The sequence below is a fragment of the Mucilaginibacter sp. 5C4 genome (genome assembly GCF_034345625.1).
Classification (GTDB): domain Bacteria; phylum Bacteroidota; class Bacteroidia; order Sphingobacteriales; family Sphingobacteriaceae; genus Mucilaginibacter; species Mucilaginibacter aurantiaciroseus.
Genome location: NZ_CP133775.1, coordinates 985,060 through 1,001,444, shown reverse-complemented (window position 1 = coordinate 1,001,444; position 16,385 = coordinate 985,060). Strand labels below are relative to the sequence as shown.

Below are 16,385 nucleotides of genomic sequence, written 5' to 3'. Positions count from 1 at the left end.
TAATGATTTTAAGATGTGGAAATACTTTTTAAAATATTTTTTAAAGTGCGAATTTGATCCAGCCATCACCTTCGTAGCCAAAAGCGAATTGCTTGGGATGGATGATCTCGGCCAGGATCTCGACTGAATCTACTATCCTTGGGCCGGGGCGGTTAAAGTATTGGTTGCCATCGGCAATATAGATGCGGTTATTTTTTACGGCTTTCAGGTCGGCGAAGCCGGGCTGTTCTAACAGGATATTGATCTCGCGCATGGTGCGCTCGATGGAAAATCCGCAAGGCATCAGCAGTATAATATCAGGATCGCTTTCGCGGATGTCGTCCCAACTTACGTATGGCGAATGCTTGCCGGCCTGCGCCAATATAGGCGTGCCACCTGCAATTTGCACCAGCTCGGGGATCCAGTTGCCCGAGATCATCATGGGTTCCAGCCATTCCACACAGGCAACGGTTGGCTTGTTTTCCATAAACTTCAGCTTATGGCGAATGATGTCGACACGCTCGGTAAGGTCTTCAAGCAGTTGTTCCCCTTCTGCTTCAACATTAAGTACTTTAGCAACCGTTTTAATATCATTAAAGATCTCGTCGAGGCTGTTGGGTTGCAGGGAGATGATCCGTGCCTGCTTATCTAAATAGTTTTCCAAAGCCTGCTGTACCTCGGGCAGCGACACCGCGCAAACTTCGCACTGTGCCTGGGTGATCACCACATCTGGCGACAGTTCTTTGATCACCTCGCGCTTAACCGTGTAAACCGATAAAGCATCGGCCAGGATCTCTTTTACCTTTACATCAATATCGGCACTACTCATACCATCCGGAAAATTGGCTTCAGAGCATATGGGCAAATGCTTGATGCTCTCCGGATAATCGCACTCATGCGAGCGGCCAACCAGGCTGCTTTCCAATCCTAAAGCGCAAACGATCTCGGTAGCGGCGGGTAATAACGAAACTATTTTATGAGCAGACATATTGGTTGCAAATATGCGAATAAAGATTTTTAATTCCCTCCCTTGGGATGGGTGCGATTGATTGTATGGTGGCAGGGAGGGGTTGTGCACTATCAGTAGTTTGTGCTTTTATGAACGCCAGCCCGCTCATTGCCGCGGAGGGCTACTTCTTTTGTCTTGAAACAAAAGAAGCAAAAATTCAAGTCAGCAAAAAGGCTTCTTTGCCGCACAAGCCCCACGCCGCAAATCGCTCAGAACCACGGGCCGGAAATCTTTTGCCCCAATGCGCTCAGGCCACCGCTTCCGCAAAAGTTCCCTATGCCCATACCACGCACAAGGCCACCATAGTTCTTCCCGCTTTCGGACGAAGCTGCTTTGCTGACAGAAACAAAGGGCTATGTTTCCTCTGAGCTTGATGAACAGAACAATGACCTCGAAAATGCGGCATAGCGTAACACACGGGTGGCACCAGAACTGATAAAGCACTAACTTACACAGGGTGTTACCAAGCCGCGACTTTTCTTTGGTTACTTTCTTTTGAGAGAAAAGAAAGTAACATCCACTGACGATTCATCTGACCCACCGCCATTCCTAACGAAGAACCAAATGCAAGAATGTCTAAAATATTACCACGGAATGCTATACCTGTAAACTGCCTATCGCAATTACCCTCTTAAATATTATCTTTGCTTTTAATGATATTCCTAACCTTTTTTATCGGGGTCATCGCCAACTTTATTGGCTACATACCACCCGGTAACATCAACCTTACTTTGATGCAGATCACCATAAACCGCGGCATGAAACAGGCGCTGCAGTTTATCATCGCTTTTAGCTGCGTAGAGTTCTTTTTTACTTATGTGGTGATGCAGGGAGCTAAATGGCTATCTGAGGAGGTTAAACTGGATACCATTATCGACTGGGTAATGGTGGTGCTTTTCGGTACACTGGGTACCATTACCTGGTTAAACCGCAACAAACCGCCAAAAACAACTTACAGCAACCGCGCCAGTATTAAATACGGCATTCTATTGGGGTTTTTAAACCCAATGCAGATCCCTTTCTGGATGGTGACGGGCACTTACCTCATCACCCATGAGTGGATTGAGGACGGCCGCCTGGCGTTGGTTATCTTTAGTATCGGCTCGGCTGCGGGGTCTTTTATCGCTTTGTATTTTTATGCCAGGTTCGCTAAGTTCCTGCAAAAGAAATTTGAGTTGAGCACCAAGGCTGTTGATATTGGCATCTCGATTTTATTCTTCTCGTTTGCAGCATATCATGTTTTTAAGCAGATCTATCTCGTTTATTTTAAGTACCGGTAAATAAGATAAATAATTGATTTCGACGGACGAAAAAAGGCGAATGAAATGCTATTTAAGGTCGTCGAAATACGCTCAATTACCTCAAAATAAGGTGTCCCATTCCGTCCCATTCAGAAACAAGTGGGACACCCCGGCCAAAACATACAACTAACTAAAATAAAGAATATTCTGTATTTTGATTAAAGAAACACTTCAGCTGAAAGTAAAATTTACGGTTTTGTTAGTTATTGATTTACAGTTAGTTACCTGTCTAATTGCATTTGTATCACAAATAATGGGACACCCCGGGAATTAGCTAACTATTTTCTTTGGAAACCTGCGGCCTGGCTGTATTGATATTCCAGATCTTTTCGGCCTTGCGCCCAACTAACCAGAACGACAGGGCCAGGATAGCAAAGAACAGCGTTTTGTTGGTACCATCCCAAAAGTATTCGAAGTATTTGGTATACAGGAATATAATGAGGAAGGTGATACCAAACTCGCGGGCTATAACATCTTTAAATTTCAAACCATACAGCAGGAACATACAGGCAACCACAGCGGAGATAATACCCCAGTAGAACAGGCTGATCTGTTTGATCTGCCACCAAACCTCCATACTGCCGTAATTGCCAAATATGCTCAACAACCAAAGCGACATAAACAGGTATAGCATCCCTACAACATACGTCAATTCCCAAAAGTAGGCGAACCAATTTTTACCTTTAAGCAGGTGGCAGGCACCTACTAACAGCAAGCCAAACAGTACAAAACGCAGCGGATAATTCATCCCCAAAAAGTAAAGCGCCCAGTTGGTTTGATACCCTGTTTCGGTACCGAACCAGCTACCTAATGATACCAGCGCGAACAGCCAGATGAGCCTTGAGTTCATCCGGTTAGCCAAAACGCCGTATACAAATACGGATACGAGGAAGAGTATAGAATAATGCCCCGAGCCGTTATCAAACGTTTTGCCCAGGTAGGCAATACAACTGGCCGTGCAAAAAACACCTAAAAATATGGTGGCCTCATTACTGAATATCTTCTCGGGGAACAATCGCTCGCGTCTGCGGCCTAAATAGAAAAGTGCGGCTGCGGCCACGCCGGATAGCATGCTGATAACAATATCAGGGGTATCATACAAGTTTTTGATCCATTTGATAACGGCATCATCTACAATAAGCGAACCGATGGCTATGGCACCACAAAACAGGGCTACCCAAATGCTGTACTTAGCCAAACGCATCCAGTCGAAACCTTTTACCTCATATGAGTTACGGAGCTTTTCAGCTTGTGCGGTATCAAGCAAGTTGTTCTTTTCCCAATGCGCGATGGTATCGTTCAAAAATTCACTTTCCTGCCGGTCGATATTCAGTTTAGCCATAGGTTTACAGATACACGAATTTATAGGAATAAGTGAGAGGAAACAATGTTAATTCACACTTAATTTACGGATATCGGGATGAGAAATTAATGCCCGACGATGAAAAGGGAATAAAGCTATGTGTTAAACTGCGGGCCGTCAATCACAAGTAGGGATTGAACATCTTGTTTATCTTTACCTAATTGCACCACCAATTGGTCCAGCGATTCAAATTTGATATCGGCACGTACAAAGTGCAAAAACTCCATCCTGATCTGCTGATTGTAGATCTCGTCTTTAAAATCAAAAATGTTTACCTCGATGTTACGCGTCATCCCGTTAATGGTTGGGCGGTGGCCAATGTAGGCCATACCGGAATATTCGTTGCCGGCAACTTTCACTTTTACCGCAAAGATGCCATCGGCAGGGATAAGTTTATATTTTTCCTCGATAAGCAGGTTGGCGGTTGGGTAACCTAACTGGCGGCCCAATTGATCGCCACGGATAACCTTACCGGTAATGAAGAATGGGTAGCCCAGGCATTCGTTAGCAATATTGATGTTATTATCCAGCAAGGCCGCACGGATGCGGGTGGAGCTTATAGCTACATCGTTTATATCCTGCTCGGGAATCTCTACTACCTCGAAGTTATATTGTGGCCCAAGCGTAAGCAGGTCCCGCAAGCCGCCCTGCCTGTCCTTACCAAAGCGGTGGTCATACCCTATTACGATGGTTTTGGTGCCTATCTTATTCACTAATACATCACGGATGTAACCCTCGGCGGTTTGGTTAGAAAAATCTCGGGAAAACGGGGTGATGATGAGATGGTCGACACCTAATTGTTCCAGCAGTTCGGCCTTCTCGTTTATGGTATTGATGAGTTTGATGCTTTCGTCCTCGGGATGTAGGATCATCCTTGGGTGAGGGAAGAAAGTAAGGATAACCGTTTCACCGCCGGTAGCCGCAGCCAGTTCTTTAATGCGCGATATAATTTTACGGTGACCGATGTGCACGCCGTCGAACGTACCAATGGTAACCACCGCGTTTTTAACGGCTGTAAATTCGTCGATATTATGGTATATCCTCATCTTATTGCCACAAAGGTAAAAGGACTAAGCAGCTTTTTGTTTGTTGAAGTGTAAAATTTACAAAGCGGGGTTTGCCTGCTCGCTCGATTTAAGTTCGCGAATGGTATCCACAAGTGCTAAGACATCATAGGCATCCTCTACCATATAATTACCACTCCGTGTACGCCTCAATGCCGACATGTATGCACCATTATCAAGCGCCTTACCAAAATCGTTCACTAATGAGCGGATGTAGGTGCCTTTGCTGCACACCACACGGAAATCCACTTCGGGTAATTCAATACGGGTGATCTCAAATTCTGATATCGTAACATTACGCAGGCGAAGCTCCACCTCTTCGCCGCGGCGGGCTTTTTCGTAAAGGCGTTCGCCGTCAATTTTAATAGCGGAGTGCGCGGGTGGATATTGCTGGATATCACCCGTGAATTGCGCGCAGGCCGCTTTTATTTGCTCTTCGGTTAGGTGGCTTGTTTCAAATTTAGCTTCGGGCTTGCTCTCCAAGTCGTATGTTGGGGTAGTAGCGCCAAGCACCATAGTGCCTGTGTATTCCTTCTCTTCCGCCTGGAAAGTATCTATCTGCTTGGTCATTTTACCGGTGCAGATAATAAGCAGGCCGGTAGCTAATGGATCGAGCGTGCCGGCGTGGCCTACTTTAAGCTTTAAAGGCTTAAAAGAGTTGCGCAACTTGCCTACCACATCAAAGCTTGTCCATTCTAATGGTTTATCAATGAGGAGGAGTTGCCCGTCGGCAAAATCTTGTATGGATTGGAAGGAATTGATCAATAGGAATGGTTTTATATCACTTGCAAATTATGGCCGCTCAGGTAAAGGATAATAATTACCCCGCCTACTAAAATACGGTACCAGCCAAAAAGCTGAAAACCGCGGCGCTCTAAAAAGGTGATGAATGTTTTGATAGCCAGCAGGGCTACTATAAAGGCAATTACATTACCTACTGCTAACAGCTTAATTTCTTCGCCGGTAAACGCGTGCCCTTCTTTGTAAAAATCGTAAAGCTTTTTGGCTGTGGCAGCAAACATGGTTGGCACAGCTAAAAAGAAAGAAAACTCGGCAGCTGCCTTGCGGCTCAGCTTTTGGCTCATACCACCTACGATTGTTGCTGCTGAACGTGATGTGCCCGGGATCATGGATAAACACTGGAAAAAACCGATCTTTAAAGCGGTTAAATAACTGATCTCTTTTTCTTCTTTAACATCGGGGTTGTTAAACCACTTATCTACAAAAAGCAAAATAATACCACCGATAAACAGGGTAATACCTACTGTTAGCGCGCTTTCCATTAACTGGTCTATCTTTTTGCTGAATAGCAAACCGAACACTGCCGCGGGTATAAAAGCCACAAAAAGCTTGTAGTAAAAATTAAGCGACTGGAAGAAACGTTTGAAGTACAATACCACTACAGAAAGGATTGCGCCTAACTGGATTGCCACTGTAAAAAGTTTTACAAAATCGTTGCTTTGGATGCCCATTACCGATGAGGCGATGATCATGTGCCCGGTAGACGAGATGGGCAAAAACTCGGTGATGCCCTCTATAATAGCAAGGACAATTACATGTATGATGTTCATTACTTAGCTGTAGGCTTTTTTAGAATAGCGTAGAAACCAAGGCCGAAACCTGTTAATACTACAATTGGTGCGATAACGATTTTGGTGGTGCTATAAATATCGGTAGTACCGCTCATCAGCACAAAACCAAATGCAACTACGGCAATGCTGATGATTAGCCACCTATAGTTTTCTTTACCGAATATAAATTGAGCAGGCGTAGTAATATTGGTTACCGGGGCCTGTATTTTGCTTGCGGTTGTTTTTGATTGTTGCAGTGCCATATATTTTAATTATTAATGATTGATTTAATTACTTGGCTGTAGCTATAAATTAACTAATGAACCAGTGAACTAATAAACTACCTGTACAGATCGTATATTTTTAAGCGTAAAAATTTGTTAACCGCCAGGAACGTGCTGAAGGCTGATATAAATATACCCAGTATCACAATACCTAAAAACACCATACCAAACTCGGCAGGGCTTTGCAGAATCACCAGGTCAGGGATCTGCTTGTTGGCAACAAACAAGGTAGCTATCAATATCACAATGGATATCAACGCGCCCAATAAGCCATGCCATATGCCGTAAAGCAAAAACGGCTTACGGATAAACCCTTTTGTTGCACCTACCAACTGCATCGATTTGATGAGGAAGCGTTGCGAGTATATGGCCAGCCTGATGGTATTGTTGATCAACGCTACCGATAGGATAATGAAGATTCCGGCGAAGGCCAATATAATTAGGCTGATAGACGTAAGGTTGGCGTTCATCTGGTCGACAAGTGACTGCTGGTATTTAACTTCTTTAACCAGTTTGTTTTTCAGCAACTCTGCTTTAAATTTTTCGATCCCCGCATTGTTAGCGTAATCTGCCTTCAGGTAAATATCCAGCGATTGCGATAAAGGGTTGTAACCAAGGAACTTTACAAAATCTTCGCCCAGGTCTTTTTGCAGGTTGCGAGCGGCAAGTTCTTTACTTACATACGCGGTTTGCTTAACCATGGGGTTGCCATCCAGTTGTTTTTGCAGTTGCAGTACATCTGTTTCGTGGGCCGAATCATCCATAAATATATTCAGCACAATGTTTTCTTTTACATAGCGCGAGAGGTTGTTGGCATGTACCAATATCAAGCCCAGCAGCCCTATCATCAATAAAACCATAGCAATCCCAAAAACGGTAGATATATATATCGTTTTTGTTTTTTTTGCCGATGCGCTTGCTTCAAATTCTTCCATGCGTAAATTTAGATATGAGATGTAGATATGAGATTTGAGACCAGCTCTCCCTTTATATATCTTACACTTTAATTTGCGAAATTAACAAACCTGCTCTAAAGGTAAAAGTTTATAGCGGATAATTAACAATAATTAACGGACCGTTGATTTAGGTAAAATCAGTATTACGGTAATTTTACTTCATTGCCATCCCATTTATGGGGCGGATCATAAATAATTTGGACTTGGCTTTAGCCAAAACTTGCGTGATTTGTTTGGCTAAAGCCGGACTTTCATTTGGGGCACCCGTCGGCTAAAGCCGACGGCAATGTACTTATATGTAAAAATCAGCGAAATCATACTAATCAATCAAATCATCGGTTAACAAATTTAACTTTCACCTGTTATCACATCATGACAACTCCAGCAAACGACCACAATAAACCATCACCTTCAGACACACCAACCAACAGGCCTGCAGATAACGGGCACGAAAGTGTTGTGAAAAAAGAGGATAAACAATATCACAGCGATGAGCCACAACAGAAAAATGTGGCCAAACGTTATGAAAACGAGGAGCAACCGGTTAATCCGGTAAAAAACCCACCGAAAGAAAACCAGCCCGATGCATCTGATGATGACAACCGTCGGCTGGAATCTAAATAAACTATTCTATCGGTTTGGCTATACCTGCCGAATTAAATTGCAGGTCGTATAGTTTACGGTAGTAACCATTGTCTATTCTCAACAATTCCTGATGGGTACCCACTTCTTTGATCTCGCCATGATCAAGCACGATGATCTTATCGGCGTTTTGTATGGTAGATAAACGGTGGGCTATTACGATAGCCGTACGGCCCTGCATTAATTTATTAATGGCAGTTTGTATCAATAGCTCGGTTTCGGTATCTACCGATGAGGTAGCTTCATCCAGCACCAAAATAGCCGGGTTATAAACCAATGCACGGATGAACGAGATCAACTGCGCCTGCCCTGCAGATAGGGTTGCGCCGCGCTCCATCACATTATAGTCGTAACCGCCGGGTAAGCGTTCAATAAAATCGTGCGCGCCAACATCTTTTGCTGCCGCTATGATATCTTCGCGGGTGATATCCGTATTGTTGAGGCTGATGTTATTGCCAATGGTATCGGTAAACAAAAATACATCCTGTATTACCGTGGCAATCTTGGAGCGCAGGTAATCCACCTTATATTCACGTATATCGTGCCCATCTACTTTTACCTCACCCTTACCAATATCATAAAAGCGGTTAAGGATGTTGATAGTGGATGATTTGCCCGCGCCTGTTGCCCCAACCAAAGCCAGCGTTTCCCCGGGTTTTATGTGGAAGTTAATATCCTTAAGCACCCAGTTCTCCTCGTTGTAGGCAAACCAAACGTTTTTAAATTCGATATCGCCCTGTAATGAGGTAGGTGCAAGTTTACCTTTGTCAATTGCAACCTCATCGGTATCTAATACTTTAAAGATCCTGTCGGCACCAACCATACCCATTTGCAGGGTGTTAAATTTATCGGCCAGTTGGCGAATGGGGCGGAACAGCATATTTAGCAATACTATAAACCCGGTAATTACACCCGGCGTAATGCCATTTGGCGAAGCCGATAATGCATGCATTTGCTGATCGTCCAGGATCCGTTTGCAGCCGTACCAAACCAGCAGGGCTATACAAATGGCGAACAAAATTTCTACCACCGGGAAGAAGATAGAATAGTACCAGTTAGAGCGTATGTTGGCATCGCGATACTTTTCATTCACTGAGCGGAATTTGCGCATCTCCTGCTCCTCGCGGGCGAAGTATTGGATGATGCTGATACCGCTGATGTGCTCAGCCAAAAAGGTATTAAGTTGCGCCACCTGCGTGCGCACTTCCTGGAAGGAAGATTTTATAGCTTCCTTAAATATATAAGTTGATGCAAAAAGCAACGGCATAGGTATCAGGGTGATCAGCGCCAGTTTCCAGTCCTGCCAGATCATGTAACCGATTACAGCAAAAACCAGCAGCATATCGCCCATGATAGAGATCAACCCCTCAGAAAAAATATCGGCGATAGTTTCCAGGTCAGACACGGTACGTGTGATGAGCATCCCAATTGGTGTATGGTCGAAATATTTTAACCGCAGGCTGGTGATGTGGTTAAAAACATCCTTCCGCAGATCGCGGATCACAGACTGACCCAGCGCATTGGTTAAATAGGTTTGATAATACTGCGCAATGGTTTGGACAAACAATTGCGCTATCATTAGTCCAACCATAAAAACAAGGCCGTTATAATCGTTACCCAATATGTTTACATCCAGCGTGCGCTGTATCAGTATTGGTTGCACCAATGCAACCGCCGCCAAAAATATAGTGAGGATGGTAGCTACTACAAACTTGCCGTTGTACGGCTTTACATAGTGCATAACCCTGCTCATTAATTTCCAGTCGAGCGCTTTACCTGTAACTTCTGATGCCATTTATAGTTTATGTCGAATTTCGAATGTTCAAATTCGAGATTACTTTTTAATGTCGTTGTCCTGTTAAATCAAATTCGAATTTGAACATTCGAAATTCGAAATCTTACAAATACGGATACTTTATCTCTGTTAAATACAACCCGCAAGCCGGTACACTTGTTCCTGCTTTGCTACGGTTTTTACTTTCTATTACCTTACGGATATCTTCGGGTTGCATTTCGCTTTTACCCACCTGTAATAATGTACCCACAATGGCGCGGACCATATTACGCAAAAACCTATCGGCAGAAACATGAAAAACGATGCCGTTTTCAGTCTCCACCCATTCTGCTTTTGCAATTTTACAATTATTGGTTTTAACCTGCGTATTACTTTTGCTGAAACAGCTAAAATCTGTGTATTCCATGACTATTGCCGCCGCCCGGTTCATTAGTTCCAGATTTGGCTTGTCGCGGATCAACCATGAATAGTTGTTTAAAAACGGGTTCTTTTCAAAATGGATATGATACTCATACGAACGCAGTGTGGCGTCAAACCTGGCGTGAGCTTCGGGATTTACGGGGATGATGCTTTTAATGGCGATATCGTGCGGAAGCAAGGCGTTTAAACTGCGTTTGTCTATGGTCGATGGTTCATGGACCATCGACTGAACATCCAGATGCGCAAAAAAATCTTTAGCATGCACACCGGTATCTGTACGGCCGCAACCAACGGTTTCTATGGATTGGCGTAACAAAGTGGTAAGGGCTTTGTCCAACACTTCCTGAACGGTTACGGCATTTGGCTGCACCTGCCAACCATGATAGTTGGTACCATCATAAGCCAGTTCAATAAAATATCGTTGAATGTTTGCCACGTGGCAAAGTTAACATCATTTACGATTTTAGATTTACCAATTACCATTCTATATTTGCTTGCAACTTATAACAAACAAAATGCTACAACGTATCCAATCAATATACTTCCTTTTCGCTTCAATGGTGATTTTCGCGCTGTTCGTTTTCCCGCTTGCCCATAACATTTTTGTGGATGGCAAACTGGTTAACGTATCCGTAACCGGCGTTTATGAAATACTAAACGGGCAGGACAAGCAGACCCACACTTTTTTACCATTAACTATTGCTACCGTATTTGCCGCGTTGATCCCGCTGGCGCTAATATTCCTTTACAAGAACCGCAAGCAGCAAATCACCATTAGCTATGTGGCTGTTTTGGTATTAATAGGCTACAGCTTCTGGATGGCACAAACCGTTAAAAACGTGGTAGGCCCAATTACATTGGAATACAAAAATATGGGCATTGGCCTGTTCCTGACATCGTTGAGCATCATCCTTATCATATTTGCTGTTAAAGCAATTCAAAGAGATGAGAAATTGGTGAAATCGGCTGATAGGTTGAGGTAGTTACTGAAACTTTCCAAACTCCTTTATCTGCCTGTATGGCTTCGCAAAAAAGTCGCCTACTACCTGGTTAAACATATCGCGGTAAAATATCGGGGTGGAGTGACCCGAGTTGGGTATGATCCACAAATACGAGTTGGCTATATTCTCTGCTATCAGCATGGTGTGCTTGTTCCTGATCACGTCATGGTCGCCGCCAATTACCAGCGTTGGGCAGCTGATCTTCTTTAATGCAGCCAATTTTATATGCGGTTCGTAGCTTAGCAGGTGCAGTAATTTTACCTGTACCTTCATCTCGCCGGTTGGGTTTTTGATCTTCTTCATGGTATCAACCGCTACCTGGTTCATCTTAAAAGCATAATCGTATACAAACTTATCAATCGCGCTGGTATCGGGCCAAAGGTTCGCGCCTGTAACGGCAAGTTTTTTCACTTTATCGGGGTGGTTCATCGCTAAAAGCAGGCCCTCTATCCCACCATCGCTCCAACCCATAACATTGGCGTTTTTAACCTGCAGGTGTTCCATCAAAGCGTTAAGGTCATCGCTCATCATTTCGTAGGTGATGGAATCTTTATTATCTACCGATTTTCCTTGCGAGCGGCTATCTGCCAGTATTACCTGGTAATTTTTAGCAAAATATGGAATCTGGTACCTAAAGTTATTAATAGAACCGCCATTACCGTGAATGATTAGCATTGGTTCGCCCTTGCCATAAACTTCATAATACATTTTAAACCCACGCAAAGTAACATACTTGCCTACAGCAGCATTATGCCCGTATTGAGTTGTATCGTTATCGGGTTTTTGCTGCGCGTAACTAACTATGGAGATTAAAGCTAACAAGGTAGATAACAGTGTTTTATTTAAGTATTTCATTGCAATAAGGTTATATATGTTTAAAGATATGAATTATAGCTGATTTGCAATAGTTTTCATAATAGTGGTTAACATTTTTTAACTCTTTTTAAAAGAGGGTGAAAAACTGTTGTTATGTATACGCCACACTAACGCCAAAATAATTAACATAAAAAAGTTATTGATTTTAAGTTAGTTAACATCAAATTAACCTTAAATTTTACCAGTATCATAAATTTCAAAATCAGTATTTGCAATATCAAATATTAATTGTACTTTTGCACCCGATTTGACGATGTAGTCAAATACGTTATTTTAATTCATGAACCCATTTATCAATCTGGGAATCCGTCATGATATTGTTAATGCCATCTCTGAGTTAGGATTTGAAAATCCTACACCAATCCAGGAACAGTCAATTCCGGTATTGTTAACAGGCAGCAACGATTTTGTCGGATTAGCCCAAACAGGGACCGGTAAAACAGCTGCTTTTGGACTGCCGCTATTAGAACTGCTCGATTTCGAAGAAAATCATCCGCAAGCGCTTGTTTTATGCCCAACACGTGAACTTTGTTTACAGATCACGAACGACATTAAGAACTACTCCAAGCACATGAACAACGTTAACGTTGTTGCCGTTTACGGTGGTGCAAGCATCCAGGATCAGTTACGCCAAATTAAACGTGGTGTACAGATCGTTGTTGCTACCCCGGGCCGTATGCTTGACATTATTAACCGCAAGGCGATCAATTTTTCGCAGGTTAGGTTTGTAGTATTGGATGAGGCTGATGAGATGCTCAACATGGGCTTCCAGGAAGACATTGACAGTATTTTATCTACCACTCCAGACGACAAAAAAACCTGGCTGTTCTCAGCCACCATGCCTTCTGAGGTTAGAAGGATCGCTAAAAAATATATGGATAACCCTTTTGAGTTAACCATGGGCGAAAAAAACACAGGTAATGTGAATATCGAGCATGAGTACTATGTAGTACGTGCCCGCGATAAATATGCTGCCTTTAAACGAATTGTTGATAATAACCCCGAGATTTTTGGTATCGTATTTTGCCGTACCAAAATAGAAACTCAGGAAATTGCAGAGTCACTTATAAAAGACGGTTACAACGCTGATGCTTTACATGGTGATTTATCACAACAACAACGTGATAAGGTAATGAAACGCTACCGCGAACGCAGCCTGCAATTATTAATTGCTACTGATGTTGCAGCACGTGGCATTGATGTTAATGATGTTACACACGTTATTAACTATAGCTTACCCGATGAGATAGAGAACTACACCCACCGTAGCGGCCGTACAGCCCGTGCAGGTAAAATGGGTATATCTATCGCTATCATCAACAGCAAAGAGCTTGGTAAAATTCGCCAAATTGAGCGTGTAATTGGTAAAAAGTTTGTAAAAGCCGAAATACCTACAGGTTTTGATGTTTGCGAAAAACAATTGTTTGCCCTTGTACATAAAGTACATAACGTAACTATTAACGAAGCACAAATTGAGCAATACATCCCACGTATTATGGATGAGTTTGCTGAGTTAAGCAAAGAGGATGTAATTAAACGTTTTGCATCATTAGAGTTTAACCGCTTTTTAGATTATTATCAAAATGCACCAGACCTTAACGCACCTGCAGATGATCGTAGCAGGGATGGCGAAAGAGGCGAACGCGGAATGCGCGATTCAGGTGGCAAATCAGAATATACACGTTTGTTTATCAACTTAGGTAGTGTTGATGAGTTTAACCGCGGCGATTTGCTGGGTTACATTTGCAACAACTCTAAAATAAGCGGACGCACCGTTGGTAAAATTGATGTTAAAGGTGTTTACTCATTCTTTGAAGTAAGCAATGCTGATGTTGACCAGGTAGTGAATAACTTTAAAGGCATTGAGTTTAAAGGCCGCGAAGTTAGGATTGAAATATCTGGCGAAGGTACCAGCAGCCCAAGAAGCGGCGATGGCGACAGACGTGAAGGCGGTTACCAAAGGCGCGAAGGCGGCGGCGGTTACAACCGTGATAGAAATAGTGGTGGTGGTGGCGGACGCCGCGAAGGTGGTAACAGGGACAGGAACAGCGGCGCTGGCAACGGTGGTGGTGGTTTTCGTGATTTCTCTGGCAAACCCCGCGAAGAGCGCCCGGAACGCCGCAGAAGATTCTAAGTTTAGTTAGTTAGTTTCATAAGAGCTTTCGGATTAGTTACCCGGAAGCATAGTTTTAGTTTAGTTTTGTTTACAAAGCCTCTCGTTTGTTCATCATACGGGAGGTTTTTGTTTTAACGGATAAACTCAACGGCAACCGAATCGGGGTATAGCAGGTTCATGCGCTGCTCATCAAGTTTTTGAATCACAAATTTGGTGTAGGGCTGATTGCCTTCAAATGATGTAAAAATAGTGTCGTCTTTAGTAAAATAATCCTCGGCGTTTTGCACATCGCCATCCATAATAAACTTTTTATCAGTTATTTTAAGGCTCGTGTTAGAATCTTTAGATCTCCAGTCGCCCCGTACTTTTTTATTTGATTCCTTTTTATCGCAGGCGGTTATCAGTGCGGCTACCCCATATAGCATTATCAATAGTAAAGCATGTTTTTTCATATTGCAAATAAGGTAATAAAAGATAGGAAAATAAAAAAGCACCGATTGATTAACCGGTGCTTTTTGTAAAATTATTTAACCGGTTTATCAACCAGTTTTGCTTTAGGCACATATATGTGATGGCCTTTTTTATTTACGTAGTAATAATAAGAGTTTTTATCGATGTAAATAGTTTGACCACCCGGCGCTACTTTTTCATCGTATTTTTTATCGGCGACAGCTGCGGCACCTTTAGAGGCAACTTCTGCTGTTTTATTACCTACTGCTTTACCTGCTTTTTGGGTAGCATGCCAACCTTTTTTAGCTGTAGTACCAATTTTTTGGCCCAGCGTAGTGTCTTTATGTGTTTGCGCGAAAGCCGATGATGCTGCAAATAACGAGGCAGCTAACAGGGCTGATTTAAATAGATTTTTCATTTGGAAGAATTTTGTTTAGTTACTGCTGTAACTAACTCAATTTCTCTGCCAGTTTCTGCATTTCTAACACAGGTGCGCTTTTCTTGTATAAAATAGCATATACGGCCTCGCAAATGGGCATATCTACTTTGTATTGCCTGTTCACCTGGTGTAGGCAATTTACTGCATAATAGCCCTCTGCAACCATATTCATTTCCAGCTGTGCCGATTTTACCGTGTACCCCTTCCCTATCATATTCCCAAAAGTACGGTTACGGCTAAACTGCGAGTACGCAGTAACCAGCAAGTCGCCCAGGTAGGCCGATTCCTTTATGTCGCGGTCAATAGGGTGTACTTTGTCAACGAATCGCTCCAGCTCGCGGATGGCGTTCGAGATCAATACCGCCTGGAAGTTATCGCCATACCCAACGCCGTGGCAAATACCGCTGGCAATGGCATACACATTCTTCAGCACAGCGCCGTATTCGGTGCCGTAAATATCGTCGGACACGATGGTTTTGATGTAGCGGGTGCTTAGCATGTCCGCAAATTCGGCAGCCAGGGCTTCGTCTTTGGAGGCTATAGTAAGGTAGGATAGTTTCTCCAGCGCAACCTCTTCTGCGTGGCAGGGGCCGCTTATAACCAGGATATGATCAAACGGCACATCGTAATTCTCGTTCAAAAACTCGCCGATGATCTTATTTTCATCGGGCACAATACCTTTTATGGCCGATACTATTTTTTTACCCTTCAGATCATCCGGAGTGATGCCTGCCAGCGCTGCTTTCAAAAATGCGGCAGGTACATTCAGCAGTATATAATCAACACCTTGTATCAGGGATCTTAGATCGGTAGAGATATTTTGCGCAGGCACTTTGATCTCCACAGAACTTAAGTAGTGTGGGTTATGTCCAAATTTACGGATGTGTTCTACAGCTTCACCGTTACGCATCCACCAAAAAATTTCCTTTTCGGCGGTGTTATCGGTAAGCATTTTAATATTTGCGGTGGCCCAGCTTCCGCCGCCCACAACAGCAATTTTGTTTTTTTGCTTAAGCATTAAGTCAGTAATGAACCAAACGGGCAATTGGTTTTCCCGTGATGCAAATTAATGAAATATTATGCGAAAAGGTGAAAGCTAAAGGCTTCCTGGCGTAAAGC

Annotated in this window: 17 protein-coding genes; 4 read left to right on the top strand and 13 right to left on the bottom strand. The window is 43.2% G+C overall.

Going from position 1 to position 16,385, the window contains the following annotated elements; genetic code table 11:
* Positions 1-40: 40 nt before the first annotated feature.
* On the bottom strand, positions 41-967 hold the full coding sequence (locus RHM67_RS04595; protein ID WP_322230937.1) for a cobalamin-binding protein: 927 nt from the start codon (positions 965-967) through the stop codon (positions 41-43).
* A 674-nt stretch (positions 968-1,641) separates the two neighbouring features.
* Here RHM67_RS04595 and RHM67_RS04590 point away from each other — a divergent pair.
* Positions 1,642-2,268 (top strand): LysE family translocator, encoded by a 627-nt coding sequence (locus tag RHM67_RS04590; RefSeq protein WP_322230936.1) that lies wholly within the window; start codon positions 1,642-1,644, stop codon positions 2,266-2,268.
* 295 nt (positions 2,269-2,563) lie between these two features.
* On the opposite strand, the gene RHM67_RS04585 is transcribed toward RHM67_RS04590, so the two are convergent.
* The 6 genes from RHM67_RS04585 to RHM67_RS04560 all read right to left on the bottom strand — a co-directional run bounded on the left by RHM67_RS04585 (position 2,564) and on the right by RHM67_RS04560 (position 7,506).
* On the bottom strand, positions 2,564-3,631 hold the full coding sequence (locus RHM67_RS04585) for a DUF2157 domain-containing protein (RefSeq protein WP_322230935.1): 1,068 nt from the start codon (positions 3,629-3,631) through the stop codon (positions 2,564-2,566).
* Between the two features lie 116 nt (positions 3,632-3,747).
* Positions 3,748-4,698 carry a bifunctional riboflavin kinase/FAD synthetase gene (locus RHM67_RS04580; RefSeq protein WP_322230934.1) on the bottom strand — a complete coding sequence of 317 codons (951 nt, stop codon included), beginning with the start codon at positions 4,696-4,698 and terminating at the stop codon, positions 3,748-3,750.
* Positions 4,699-4,755: 57 nt separating this feature from the next.
* The gene (truB, locus tag RHM67_RS04575; protein WP_322230932.1) at positions 4,756-5,481 is read right to left on the bottom strand and encodes a tRNA pseudouridine(55) synthase TruB; all 726 of its coding nucleotides are present in this window, start codon (positions 5,479-5,481) and stop codon (positions 4,756-4,758) included.
* 11 nt (positions 5,482-5,492) lie between these two features.
* The gene (locus RHM67_RS04570) at positions 5,493-6,287 is read right to left on the bottom strand and encodes an undecaprenyl-diphosphate phosphatase (RefSeq protein ID WP_322230930.1); all 795 of its coding nucleotides are present in this window, start codon (positions 6,285-6,287) and stop codon (positions 5,493-5,495) included.
* Entirely contained in the window at positions 6,287-6,550 is a 264-nt protein-coding gene (locus RHM67_RS04565; protein WP_252757733.1) for a DUF3098 domain-containing protein, read from the bottom strand. Before RHM67_RS04565 ends, RHM67_RS04570 begins: the two co-directional genes overlap by 1 nt.
* A gap of 77 nt (positions 6,551-6,627) precedes the next feature.
* The gene (locus RHM67_RS04560) at positions 6,628-7,506 is read right to left on the bottom strand and encodes a cell division protein FtsX (RefSeq protein ID WP_322230928.1); all 879 of its coding nucleotides are present in this window, start codon (positions 7,504-7,506) and stop codon (positions 6,628-6,630) included.
* 393 nt (positions 7,507-7,899) lie between these two features.
* Between RHM67_RS04560 and RHM67_RS04555 the strand changes: the two genes are divergently transcribed.
* Complete coding sequence (locus tag RHM67_RS04555; protein ID WP_322230927.1) at positions 7,900-8,151, top strand: hypothetical protein; 252 nt, start codon at positions 7,900-7,902, stop codon at positions 8,149-8,151.
* A 1-nt stretch (position 8,152) separates the two neighbouring features.
* On the opposite strand, the gene RHM67_RS04550 is transcribed toward RHM67_RS04555, so the two are convergent.
* Complete coding sequence (locus RHM67_RS04550; RefSeq protein ID WP_322230925.1) at positions 8,153-9,964, bottom strand: ABC transporter ATP-binding protein; 1,812 nt, start codon at positions 9,962-9,964, stop codon at positions 8,153-8,155.
* 103 nt (positions 9,965-10,067) lie between these two features.
* Complete coding sequence (gene truA, locus RHM67_RS04545; protein WP_322230924.1) at positions 10,068-10,820, bottom strand: tRNA pseudouridine(38-40) synthase TruA; 753 nt, start codon at positions 10,818-10,820, stop codon at positions 10,068-10,070.
* Between the two features lie 79 nt (positions 10,821-10,899).
* Between truA and RHM67_RS04540 the strand changes: the two genes are divergently transcribed.
* Complete coding sequence (locus tag RHM67_RS04540; protein ID WP_322230923.1) at positions 10,900-11,367, top strand: DUF4293 domain-containing protein; 468 nt, start codon at positions 10,900-10,902, stop codon at positions 11,365-11,367.
* Here the strand turns inward: RHM67_RS04540 and RHM67_RS04535 are convergent, their stop codons facing one another.
* On the bottom strand, positions 11,368-12,240 hold the full coding sequence (locus RHM67_RS04535) for an alpha/beta hydrolase (protein WP_322230922.1): 873 nt from the start codon (positions 12,238-12,240) through the stop codon (positions 11,368-11,370).
* A gap of 301 nt (positions 12,241-12,541) precedes the next feature.
* On the opposite strand from RHM67_RS04535, the gene RHM67_RS04530 reads away from it, so the two are divergent.
* Positions 12,542-14,395, top strand: coding sequence for a DEAD/DEAH box helicase (locus tag RHM67_RS04530; protein WP_322230921.1), 1,854 nt, complete (start codon positions 12,542-12,544; stop codon positions 14,393-14,395).
* A 113-nt stretch (positions 14,396-14,508) separates the two neighbouring features.
* On the opposite strand, the gene RHM67_RS04525 is transcribed toward RHM67_RS04530, so the two are convergent.
* The 3 genes from RHM67_RS04525 to RHM67_RS04515 form a co-directional block, all read right to left on the bottom strand.
* Positions 14,509-14,829: a hypothetical protein gene (locus RHM67_RS04525; protein WP_322230920.1), complete on the bottom strand. Its 321-nt coding sequence runs from the start codon at positions 14,827-14,829 to the stop codon at positions 14,509-14,511.
* A gap of 71 nt (positions 14,830-14,900) precedes the next feature.
* Positions 14,901-15,245: a hypothetical protein gene (locus RHM67_RS04520; protein ID WP_322230919.1), complete on the bottom strand. Its 345-nt coding sequence runs from the start codon at positions 15,243-15,245 to the stop codon at positions 14,901-14,903.
* 31 nt (positions 15,246-15,276) lie between these two features.
* Positions 15,277-16,284: an NAD(P)H-dependent glycerol-3-phosphate dehydrogenase gene (locus RHM67_RS04515; protein ID WP_322230918.1), complete on the bottom strand. Its 1,008-nt coding sequence runs from the start codon at positions 16,282-16,284 to the stop codon at positions 15,277-15,279.
* Positions 16,285-16,385 lie beyond the last annotated feature (101 nt).

Coding starts and splice junctions, on each gene's coding strand:
- RHM67_RS04595 (WP_322230937.1), bottom strand. CDS start 967: ATGTCTGCTCATAAAATAGTTTCGTTATTACCCGCCGCTACCGAGATC.
- RHM67_RS04590 (WP_322230936.1), top strand. CDS start 1,642: ATGATATTCCTAACCTTTTTTATCGGGGTCATCGCCAACTTTATTGGC.
- RHM67_RS04585 (WP_322230935.1), bottom strand. CDS start 3,631: ATGGCTAAACTGAATATCGACCGGCAGGAAAGTGAATTTTTGAACGAT.
- RHM67_RS04580 (WP_322230934.1), bottom strand. CDS start 4,698: ATGAGGATATACCATAATATCGACGAATTTACAGCCGTTAAAAACGCG.
- RHM67_RS04570 (WP_322230930.1), bottom strand. CDS start 6,287: ATGAACATCATACATGTAATTGTCCTTGCTATTATAGAGGGCATCACC.
- RHM67_RS04565 (WP_252757733.1), bottom strand. CDS start 6,550: ATGGCACTGCAACAATCAAAAACAACCGCAAGCAAAATACAGGCCCCG.
- RHM67_RS04560 (WP_322230928.1), bottom strand. CDS start 7,506: ATGGAAGAATTTGAAGCAAGCGCATCGGCAAAAAAAACAAAAACGATA.
- RHM67_RS04555 (WP_322230927.1), top strand. CDS start 7,900: ATGACAACTCCAGCAAACGACCACAATAAACCATCACCTTCAGACACA.
- RHM67_RS04550 (WP_322230925.1), bottom strand. CDS start 9,964: ATGGCATCAGAAGTTACAGGTAAAGCGCTCGACTGGAAATTAATGAGC.
- RHM67_RS04540 (WP_322230923.1), top strand. CDS start 10,900: ATGCTACAACGTATCCAATCAATATACTTCCTTTTCGCTTCAATGGTG.
- RHM67_RS04535 (WP_322230922.1), bottom strand. CDS start 12,240: ATGAAATACTTAAATAAAACACTGTTATCTACCTTGTTAGCTTTAATC.
- RHM67_RS04530 (WP_322230921.1), top strand. CDS start 12,542: ATGAACCCATTTATCAATCTGGGAATCCGTCATGATATTGTTAATGCC.
- RHM67_RS04525 (WP_322230920.1), bottom strand. CDS start 14,829: ATGAAAAAACATGCTTTACTATTGATAATGCTATATGGGGTAGCCGCA.
- RHM67_RS04520 (WP_322230919.1), bottom strand. CDS start 15,245: ATGAAAAATCTATTTAAATCAGCCCTGTTAGCTGCCTCGTTATTTGCA.
- RHM67_RS04515 (WP_322230918.1), bottom strand. CDS start 16,284: ATGCTTAAGCAAAAAAACAAAATTGCTGTTGTGGGCGGCGGAAGCTGG.